We start from the raw sequence: 9,858 nt of genomic DNA, 5'->3' as shown, positions 1-9,858 counted from the left end.
GCCCCGGTCGAACGTGCGGCAGAATCGCTGGGTGCCCGGCTGGTCCTCGCCCCGGTCGCCGTCATCGACGGCGAACCCCGTCACGATCCGGCCGCCCTGGGCGCCGCCCTGGTGCCTGTCCTGGGCGCCGATCGTTAAGCACGTACGTAATCTCCGGCGACACGCCGGAACCGGTCCGTGAGGGGGCGCACAATGGCGATGACGGCTGCGGTCAAGGACGAGCTGAGCCGGGTCGACGTGCCCAAGCCCTGCTGCCGGCGGGCGGAGATGGCGGCGTTGCTGCGCTTCGCCGGTGGGCTGCACATCGTCTCCGGCCGGGTGGTGGTCGAGGCCGAACTGGACACCGGGGCGGTGGCCCGGCGGTTGCGCCGGGAGATCGCCGAGGTGTACGGCTATTCCAGCGAGATCCACGTGCTCGCCTCCGGCGGGCTGCGCAAGGGCAGCCACTTCATCGTCCGGGTGGTCAAGGACGGCGAGGCCCTGGCCCGGCAGACCGGGCTGCTGGACGTGCGGGGTCGGCCGGTGCGCGGCCTGCCGCCGCACGTGGTGGCCGCCAACGTCTGTTGCGCGGTCTCCGCGTGGCGGGGGGCGTTCATGGCGCACGGCTCGCTGACCGAGCCCGGCCGCTCCAGCGCGCTGGAGATCACCTGCCCCGGCCCGGAGTCGGCGCTCGCCCTGGTCGGCGCGGCCCGCCGGCTCGGCATCACCGCGAAGAACCGTGAGGTGCGCGGCGTCGACCGGGTGGTGGTCAAGGACGGCGACGCCATCGCCGCGCTGCTGACCCGGATAGGAGCACACTCCAGCGTGCTGGCCTGGGAGGAACGCCGGGTGCGCCGGGAGGTGCGGGCCACCGCCAACCGGTTGGCCAACTTCGACGACGCCAACCTGCGCCGCTCGGCGCGGGCGGCCGTGGCCGCCGCCGCCCGGGTGACCCGGGCGCTGGAGATCCTCGCCGACGATGCCCCGAACCACCTCACCTCCGCCGGTCGGCTGCGTCTGGAGCACCGGCAGGCGTCCCTGGAGGAGTTGGGCGCGCTCGCCGATCCGCCGCTGACCAAGGACGCCATCGCCGGGCGGATCCGCCGGTTGTTGGCCCTGGCCGACAAGCGGGCCCGCGACCTGGGCATCCCGGATACCGAAGCGGCCGTCACGCCCGACATGCTCGTGGTCTGATAGGACGGCGGCGGTGGGTGGGTGCCCGTTCCCGTCGCGTGCCACTCGGGCGGGCGCCGGTCCGGGTGGCGCGAGGAGATCACCACCCGGCGCAGCGCGCCGCCACGCGCTCGGATAGGGTCGCTGCGTACGGCAAGGGGGCCGGCACCGGCACTCCTCGCCGTGCACACCGCCTCCGGCGGTCAGGTTCTCTCGGGCCGCGGCGGGGTGGCCGACACGAACTGTCAACGGCCGGCTCCAACGGTCGGCGCACATCACTCCGCCGGTCCGGATTCCACGCCGGCGGATCAGAACGCGAGGAGATGGGACCTGTGACCATCCGGGTTGGCATCAACGGCTTCGGCCGCATCGGGCGTAACTTCTTCCGGGCCGTGCTGGCGTCCGGCGCGGACGTCGAGGTCGTGGCGGTCAACGACCTGACCGACAACGCGACGCTCGCCCACCTGCTCAAGTACGACAGCATCCTGGGTCGCCTCCCGTACGAGGTCAAGGCGACCGCCGACGAGATCACCGTGGGCGGCAAGACCATCAAGGCGTTCGCCGAGAAGGACCCGGCGAAGCTGCCGTGGGGCGAGGTCGGCGCCGACGTGGTCATCGAGTCCACCGGCTTCTTCACCGACGCCACGAAGGCGAAGGCGCACGTCGACGGCGGGGCCAAGAAGGTCATCATCTCCGCCCCGGCGAAGAACGAGGACGTCACGGTCGTGATGGGCGTCAACCACGACCAGTACGACCCGGCCAAGCACACGATCATCTCGAACGCCTCCTGCACCACCAACTGTCTGGCCCCGATGGCGAAGGTGCTGCACGACACGTTCGGCATCACCAAGGGCCTGATGACCACGATCCACGCGTACACCCAGGACCAGAACCTCCAGGACGCGCCGCACAAGGACCTGCGCCGCGCCCGGGCCGCCGCGCTGAACATCGTCCCGACCTCCACCGGCGCCGCGAAGGCCATCGGCCTGGTGCTGCCGGAGCTGAAGGGCAAGCTCGACGGGTACGCGCTGCGGGTGCCGATCCCCACCGGCTCGGCCACCGACCTCACCGTCGAGGTGGGCCGGGAGACCTCGGTGGACGAGGTCAACGCCGCGCTGAAGGCCGCCGCCGAGGGCCCGCTCAAGGGCGTCCTGGTCTACAACGAGGACCCGATCGTCTCCGCCGACATCGTCACCGACCCGGCGTCGTGCATCTTCGACGCACCGCTGACCAAGGTCATCGGCAACCAGGTCAAGGTCGTCGGCTGGTACGACAACGAGTGGGGCTACTCGAACCGTCTGGTGGACCTGGTCAAGCTGGTGGGTCAGTCGCTGTGACCATCCGCAACCTCGACGACCTGCTCGCCGAGGGGGTGTCGGGTCGGCGCGTGCTCGTGCGCGCCGACCTGAACGTCCCGCTCGACAAGCAGACCGGGGCGATCACCGACGACGGCCGCGTCCGCGCGGTGCTGCCCACGCTGACCGCCCTGACGGCGGCCGGCGCGAAGGTCGTGGTCTTCTCGCACCTGGGCCGCCCGAAGGGCGCGCCCGACCCGAAGTTCAGCCTCCGCCCGGTCGCGGCCCGCCTCGGCGAGCTGCTCGGCGCGCAGGTCCGGTTCGCCGAGGACACGGTCGGCGAGTCGGCCCGGTCCACGGTCGACGCCCTCGCCGACGGCGAGGTCGCCCTGCTGGAAAACCTGCGCTTCAACAAAGGCGAGACCAGCAAGGACGACACCGAGCGGGGCGCGTTCGCCGACCAGCTCGCCGCCCTCGGCGAGGCGTACGTCGATGACGCGTTCGGCGCGGTGCACCGCAAGCACGCCAGCGTCTTCGACGTGCCGGCCCGGCTGCCGCACGTCGCCGGCCGGCTGGTGCTGCGCGAGGTGGAGGTGTTGGCCCGGCTCACCGGGGAGCCGGAGCGCCCGTACGTGGTGGTGCTCGGCGGCTCGAAGGTCTCCGACAAGCTCGCGGTGATCGAGGCGCTGCTGCCGAAGGTCGACCGGCTGCTCATCGGCGGCGGGATGTGCTTCACGTTCCTCAAGGCCCAGGGCCACGAGGTGGGCACCTCGCTGCTGGAGGAGGAGATGGTCGACACCTGCCGCGGCCTGCTGGAGCGCGCCGACGGCAAGATCGTGCTCCCGGTCGACGTGGTCGTGGCGGACGCCTTCGCCCCCGACGCGGCCCACGACACGGTCCGCGCCGACGGCATCCCGAGTCACCGGCTCGGGCTGGACATCGGCCCGGAGACGGTGGCCGTCTTCGCCGCCGCGCTCGCCGACGCGAAGACGATCTTTTGGAACGGCCCGATGGGCGTGTTCGAGATGGCGGCGTTCGCCAACGGCACCCGGGGCGTCGCCGAGGCGATCACCAAGTCCGACGCGTTCAGCGTGGTCGGCGGCGGCGACAGCGCAGCGGCGGTCCGTGCCCTCGGGCTGGACGAGTCGTCGTTCGGGCACATCTCCACTGGCGGCGGCGCGTCCCTGGAGTACCTGGAGGGCAAGACCCTCCCCGGCATCGCGGCGTTGGAGGACTGATGGCGGCGATCACCCGCCGGCCGCTGATGGCCGGTAACTGGAAGATGAACCTCAACCACTTCGAGGCCAACCTGCTGGTGCAGAAGCTGGCCGCGAGCCTCACCGAGCAGCAGCTCACCGACGTCGAGTGCGTGGTGCTGCCGCCCTTCACCGACCTGCGCACCGTGCAGACCGCGGTGGACGGCGACAAGCTGCTGATCGGCTACGGCGGGCAGGACCTGTCGCCGTACCCGTCGGGCGCGTACACCGGGGACATCTCCGGGGCGATGCTGGCGAAGCTCGGCTGCACGTACGTGGTGGTCGGCCACTCCGAGCGGCGGCAGTACCACCACGAGGACGACGCGCTGGTCAACGACAAGGTGACCGCCGCTCTGGCCCACGGGCTCACCCCGATCCTGTGCATCGGCGAGGGCCTGGAGGTCCGCGAGCAGTTGCGGCACGTGCCGCACTGCTGCGACCAGCTCGACGGCGCGCTGCGGGGGCTGACCCCGGAGCAGGTCACCAAGGTCGTCGTGGCGTACGAGCCGGTCTGGGCGATCGGGACGGGCAAGACCGCCACCCCGGAGGACGCCCAGGAGGTGTGCGGGGAGGTCCGCAAGCGGCTCGTCGAAGCCTACGACCAGGCGACCGCGGACCAGGTCCGGATCCTCTACGGCGGGTCGGTGAAGTCCTCGAACGTCGCCTCGATCATGGCCCAGCCGGACGTGGACGGTGCCCTGGTCGGCGGCGCGAGCCTGGACGCCGAGGAATTCGCGAAGATCTGCCGGTTCCCGGAGCACATCAGCCGCTGAAGGCTCGCTATCCTTGACTCCGCCCGTCCACCGGCCGGTGCCGCAGTGCCCGACCTGTCCGGGCGAGGATCGCTACGAGAGGACTGACCCCAGCCATGCCGATCTGGTTCGCATACACGTTGATCGTGTTGCTGACGATCACGAGCATCATGCTCACCATGCTGATCCTGCTGCACCGAGGCAAGGGCGGCGGGATGTCGAGCATGTTCGGCGGCGGGGTCAGCTCCAGCCTTGCCGGCTCCTCCGTGGCCGAGAAGAACCTCGACCGCTACACGGTCCTGGTGGGCATCGTCTGGTTCGCCTGCATCGTCGGGCTGGGGCTCTGGTTGCGCCTTCAGGTCGGCAGCGGGGCCGGCGGGGCCTGAGAGCGAGCCGCCGAGCCGTACAATCTGCGCGCGGTCCGTCACCGACGGACCGCGCGCAGTTGTTTTTGCTGCACCCGCGTCGCCGCCGCCCGCCCGCGGCGGTCCCCTCCGACGACAGGAGCGAGCAGCCGTGACGAGTGGCAACGTCATCCGGGGCACCCGGATCGGGTCAGGGCCGGAGCGCTTCAGCGAGCGGCACGTGCCGGCCCCGCGCCGGCCGGTCAGCTACTGGTGCCGCAACGATCACCGGGTCGAGGTGCCCATCGCGGCGGACGCGGTGCCGCCGTCGCTGTGGGACTGCCCGCGCTGCGGGCTCCCGGCCGGACAGGACCGGGCGGACCCGCCGGGCCGGGTCCGCCCCGAGCCCTACAAGACCCACCTGGCGTACGTGAAGGAGCGGCGCACCCCCGAGCAGGGGGAGGCGCTGCTGGCCGAGGCGCTGGCCGCCCTGCGCCGCCGCCGTGGCGGCTCCTGAACCCCGGGGGCGTTAACAGGGGCCCCCTGCTATACCGAAAGCGTTGACAGGGGGCCCTGCTTGCACCGTTCAGCGGAGGTTGCGCAGGCGGGGCGGCACGTCGGCTGCCGCCGCCCGGTCCAGCAGCCACAGGGTGCGGCTGACGCCCTGCGCCCCGGCCGCCGGGAGCTGCACCGGGCCGGCCCCGGCCAGCGCCATGCCCACCGCGCGGGCCTTGTCCGCGCCGCTGGCGATCAGCCAGACCTCCTCGGCCGTGTTGATCGTCGGGAGGGTCAGCGTGGTGCGCACCGGCGGCGGCTTGGGGCTGCCCCGCACGGCGCTCACCGGCCGGGTGTCGTGGTGCACCGGGTGCTCGGGGAAGACCGAGGCCACGTGCCCGTCCTCGCCCACCCCCAGCATCAGCACGTCGAAATGGGGGAGCGCCGCATGCCCCGGGCGGGCCGCGCGGGCCAGCTCGGCGGCGTACCCGGCGGCGGCCGTCTCGGGGTCGTCCCCGGCCGGGCCGTCGGACGCCGGCATCGGGTGCACCCGGGCCGGTTCCAGCGGCACCGCGTCCAGCAACGCCGCGCGGGCCTGCGTCTCGTTGCGCTCCGGGTCGCCGGCGGGTAGGAACCGCTCGTCGCCCCACCAGACGTCGACGCGGGACCAGTCGACCGCGTCCCGGGCCGGCAGCGCGGCCACCGCACGGTAAACGGCGGCGGCGATCCGCCCGCCGGTCAGCACCACCGACGCCTGGCCCCGCTCCGCCTGCGCGTCGAGCAGCCTCACCACCAACCGGACCGCCACCGCCTGCGCCAGCAGGTCGGCATTGGCATGGACGGCGACACTCGCCTCACTCATCTGCTCTGCCTTCGCCTCCCGACCGCCCTCGCGGTCCGTCGTGCCCTCGGGCCGGACGGGCCCTCCGTCGCCCCTGCGGCGGCGCGACCCCGGGCCGGCCACGACGGCCAGCCCGGGACCCACCGTCACTCGTTGCTGCTCGTGCCGGCGTGGGCGGTGACCCCCGCCTCGGCCCGTTTCGCCGTCGCCGGGTCCTTCCAGACATGCACCCGCTGGGCGGGACGCTGCTGCAATCCCCGGATGCCGGCCATCGCCCCCAGCGCCTCGGCGTAGACCTGGTCGGCGTCCAGCCGGCGCAGCTCCTCGGCCAGCTCGTCGCCGAGTGGCCGGCGGACCAGCGGCAACTGCCGGTCGTCCTGCCCGGTACGCCGGAAGGTCGCCACGCTGTCGTCCCGACTGAGGGTCAGCACGTCGCCGTTGGCGCAGTTCAGCTGCACCTCCCGCATCCGGGGGGCCTCCGGCGCGGGTTCCCAGCGCGTGTTGATGCCGAGCCGGCTGTTCAGCCAGCCGCACATCAGCGCCGCCGTCGGGTCGGTCGGCGGCGCCACCACCCGGGCCTCGGTGACCCGCGCCTCGGTGGTGTCGAACGCGCCGGTGACCAGCGTGCGCCACGGGGTGATCCGGGTCCACGCCAGGTCCGTGTCGCCCGGCGCGTAGTCGTGGGCGCGCTGCCGCAGCGCCGCGATCGGGTCGCCGGCCTGCGCCGAGTCGGTGATCCGCCGGTCGGCGACCACGCCGAGGAAATCCGTCGCGATCTCTGTCGGCGGCTCGCCGTGCCACCACGTCACGACGGGCACGTCCGGCACCAGCAGCGGCATCACCACCGACTCGGCGTGCAGCGCCAGCCGGCCGTACATCCGGGTGACGACGGCCTCGCACGGGCCGAGCCGGCCGCCGACGACGATCTCGGCGTCCAGCCGGTTGCGGTCCCGCTCGACGTCGGAGCGGACCACCACGAGCAGCCGGCACGGGTGGGCGGCGGCGGCGATGGTCGCCGCCGCCTCCGCCTCGCGGACCCGCTTCTCGTCGACCACCACGATCAGGGTGAGCGCCATGCCGCTGGCCACCCCGCCCGCGCTGCGCCGCTCGGCGGCGAGCGCCTTGACCACTTCGTTGCCGGTGGTGTCCCACAGCCCGATCATGCTCTTCTCCAAGCCCGGCCCTCGCGGGCCAGCATCTCGTCGGCGGCCCTGGGACCCCACTCGCCGGACCGGTACGGCTCCGGCTTCGTGCCCTCCCAGGCGTGCTCCAGCGGGTCCACCACCGCCCAACTCTGCTCGACCTCGGCGGCGTCCGGGAAGAGGGTGCGGTCGCCGATCAGCACGTCCAGCACCAGCCGCTCGTACGCCTCGGGGCTGGACTCGGTGAACGCCTCGCCGTACTGGAAGTCCATTGCGATGTCACGGACCTCCATTGTGGTGCCCGGCACCTTGGAGCCGAACTTGAGCACCACGCCCTCGTCGGGCTGCACCCGGATGACGAGTTGGTTGTTGCCCAGCATCTCCATGTCGGCCGGGTTGAACGGCAGGTGCGGGGCCTTCTTGAACATGATGGCGACCTCGGTTACCCGCCGGGGCAACCGCTTGCCGGCCCGGATGTAGAACGGCACCCCGGCCCAGCGCCGGTTCTGGATGCCCAGCTCCACGGCCACGTACGTCTCGGTGGTCGAGTCCGCCGGCACGCCGTCCTCGTCGAGGTAGCCGACGGCCCGCTGGCCGCCCACCCAGCCGGGCAGGTACTGGCCGCGCACGGTGCCCCGCGAGACGTCCTTCGGCAGGGTGATCGCCTTGAGCACCTTCAGCTTCTCGGCCCGGATCTCGTCGGCGTCGAAGCTGGTCGGCTCCTCCATCGCCACCAGCGCCAAGAGCTGGAGCAGGTGGTTCTGGAGCACGTCGCGGGCCGTGCCGACCGAGTCGTAGAAGCCGGCCCGGCTGCCGATGCCGACGTCCTCGGCCATCGTGATCTGCACCGAGTCGACGTACTTGGAGTTCCACAGCGGCTCGAACAGGCTGTTGGCGAACCGCAGGGCAAGGATGTTCTGGACGGTTTCCTTGCCCAGGTAGTGGTCGATCCGGAAGACGTCCTGCCGGGTGAAGACGTCGTCGACCAGGTCGTTGAGTTCCTTCGCCGACGCCAGGTCGTGCCCGAACGGCTTCTCCACCACCACCCGGCGCCAGCCGCCGCACTTCTCGTTGTCGGCCATCCCGGTGCGGGCGAGCTGCTTGAGCACCACGGGGAACGCCGCCGGTGGGATCGAGAAGTAGAACGCCGCGTTGCCGTGGATGCCGTGGCTGCCGCGCAGGTCGTTCAGTGTCTGGGTGAGCCGGTCGAACGCCGCGTCGTCGTCGAACGAGCCGCCGACGAACTTGATGTTGCCGGCCAGTCGGCCCCAGACCTCCTCCCGCCACGGTGTCCGGGAGTGTTCCTTCGCCGCGTCGTGGGCCAGCGACTCGAAGTCGCCGTCGCACCAGTCGCGCCGGGCGAAGCCCAGCACCACGAAACCGGGCGGCAGCAGCCCCCGGTTCGCCAGGTCGTAGACGGCCGGAAGCAGCTTCTTCCGCGCCAGGTCACCGGTCACGCCGAAGATCACCAGAGCGCAGGGCTCCGGGATCCGCGGCAGCCGCCGGTCCTGTGTGTCACGCAGCGGGTTCACCGGGCCACCTCGGTTCGCGACTGCGGGGCTCGCAGGATCGGCTCACTCCTGGCACTCACCGGGGTCACCTCAGTTCGCGACTGCGGGGCTCGCAGGATCGGCTCACTCCTGGCACTCACCGGGGTCACCTCAGTTCGCGACTGCGGGGCTCGCAAGATCGGCTCACTCCTCGCACTCACGGTGCCTCCTCGCTTCGCTGGTTCACAGCATCCATCGTCACGTTCACAGTTGCCGGGCCGCGTCGAGTAGCTGGGCCACCCCTGCCGACCGGTCGGTCAGGTGCAGCCGCAGCACCGGGCGGCCCCGGTCGGCCAGGGCCTGCCGATCGCCGGCGGCCTGTGCAGCCTGGAGCCCCCCGAAGGAGTACGGCTTCCCGGGCACCGGCAGATCATCATCGACCGTACCGGTCAACTGGAGGAAACTCCCTACCCTTGGGCCACCCTTGTGGTACTGGCCGGTGGAGTGCAGGAAACGCGGCCCCCAGCCGAAGGTCACCGGCCGGTCGGTGACGTTCGCCAGCAGCGGCCGAAGCCGCGCGACGGCGGCGTCGCCGAGCCGGTCCAGGTATGCCATGACCGCCAGGTATCCCCCGTCGTCGATGCCGCAGGCCAGGTGGCGCAGCGCGCCGGCAACGTCGACCGGGGTGCCCGCCGGGGCGTACACCTCGATCGCGCCCTCGGTCGACGACGGTGGCCGCGCCGGTACGCCCGAGGCGAGCAGCCGGACGGCGTTCTCCTTGCTCTCGGCGACGTTCGGTTGGTCGAACGGGTTCACCCCGAGCACCGCGCCGACGATCGCCGTGGCGTACTCCCAGGTCAGGAACTGGGCACCGAGCGAACCGTTGACCGCCACGTCGGGCGCGCGGCCCCCGCCGGGCACCGCGCCGGGGGCCAGCGACCCGCCGTAGCTGACGGTGAGCACGTCGGGGCCCAGGCCGCCGGGCGCGGCGGGGGACTCCAGCGGGACCGGCAGCACGCCGAGCCCCGCCTTCCCGGTCGACTCGGCGAGGAGCTGCTCGATCCAGTGGCCGAGACCTTCGAGCCCCGTGC

Annotated in this window: 9 protein-coding genes and 1 pseudogene; 6 read left to right on the top strand and 4 right to left on the bottom strand. The window is 72.3% G+C overall.

Annotated elements, in window-relative coordinates:
* Positions 1-192 precede the first annotated feature (192 nt).
* The 6 genes from whiA (at position 193) to MCAG_RS05820 (ending at position 5,316) form a co-directional block, all read left to right on the top strand.
* Positions 193-1,173: a DNA-binding protein WhiA gene (gene whiA, locus MCAG_RS05845; RefSeq protein ID WP_007072051.1), complete on the top strand. Its 981-nt coding sequence runs from the start codon at positions 193-195 to the stop codon at positions 1,171-1,173.
* Between the two features lie 311 nt (positions 1,174-1,484).
* Positions 1,485-2,489, top strand: coding sequence for a type I glyceraldehyde-3-phosphate dehydrogenase (gap, locus tag MCAG_RS05840; RefSeq protein ID WP_007072050.1), 1,005 nt, complete (start codon positions 1,485-1,487; stop codon positions 2,487-2,489).
* Complete coding sequence (gene pgk / locus MCAG_RS05835; RefSeq protein WP_007072049.1) at positions 2,486-3,685, top strand: phosphoglycerate kinase; 1,200 nt, start codon at positions 2,486-2,488, stop codon at positions 3,683-3,685. The genes gap and pgk overlap by 4 nt, the downstream gene beginning before the upstream one ends.
* Positions 3,685-4,476 (top strand): triose-phosphate isomerase, encoded by a 792-nt coding sequence (gene tpiA / locus MCAG_RS05830; protein WP_007072048.1) that lies wholly within the window; start codon positions 3,685-3,687, stop codon positions 4,474-4,476. Before pgk ends, tpiA begins: the two co-directional genes overlap by 1 nt.
* 95 nt (positions 4,477-4,571) lie before the next feature.
* The gene (gene secG, locus MCAG_RS05825; RefSeq protein WP_007072047.1) at positions 4,572-4,841 is read left to right on the top strand and encodes a preprotein translocase subunit SecG; all 270 of its coding nucleotides are present in this window, start codon (positions 4,572-4,574) and stop codon (positions 4,839-4,841) included.
* Positions 4,842-4,971: 130 nt separating this feature from the next.
* Positions 4,972-5,316: an RNA polymerase-binding protein RbpA gene (locus MCAG_RS05820; protein WP_007072046.1), complete on the top strand. Its 345-nt coding sequence runs from the start codon at positions 4,972-4,974 to the stop codon at positions 5,314-5,316.
* 69 nt (positions 5,317-5,385) lie between these two features.
* On the opposite strand, the gene pgl is transcribed toward MCAG_RS05820, so the two are convergent.
* The 4 genes and pseudogenes from pgl to MCAG_RS05800 all read right to left on the bottom strand — a co-directional run.
* On the bottom strand, positions 5,386-6,156 hold the full coding sequence (pgl, locus tag MCAG_RS05815) for a 6-phosphogluconolactonase (RefSeq protein WP_007072045.1): 771 nt from the start codon (positions 6,154-6,156) through the stop codon (positions 5,386-5,388).
* A gap of 125 nt (positions 6,157-6,281) precedes the next feature.
* Complete coding sequence (locus MCAG_RS05810) at positions 6,282-7,298, bottom strand: glucose-6-phosphate dehydrogenase assembly protein OpcA (RefSeq protein ID WP_036372494.1); 1,017 nt, start codon at positions 7,296-7,298, stop codon at positions 6,282-6,284.
* Positions 7,295-8,809 carry a glucose-6-phosphate dehydrogenase gene (gene zwf, locus MCAG_RS05805; protein ID WP_007072043.1) on the bottom strand — a complete coding sequence of 505 codons (1,515 nt, stop codon included), beginning with the start codon at positions 8,807-8,809 and terminating at the stop codon, positions 7,295-7,297. The genes MCAG_RS05810 and zwf overlap by 4 nt, the downstream gene beginning before the upstream one ends.
* Positions 8,810-9,031: 222 nt before the next feature.
* Positions 9,032-9,858: pseudogene (locus MCAG_RS05800) on the bottom strand (glucose-6-phosphate isomerase); the annotation flags it as partial.

Origin of the sequence: Micromonospora sp. ATCC 39149 (assembly GCF_000158815.1) — a bacterium.
In the GTDB taxonomy this organism is placed as follows: Bacteria; Actinomycetota; Actinomycetes; order Mycobacteriales; family Micromonosporaceae; genus Micromonospora.
Note: the sequence above shows the minus strand (reverse complement) of the source record. Positions and strands in the feature narration are given on the sequence as shown.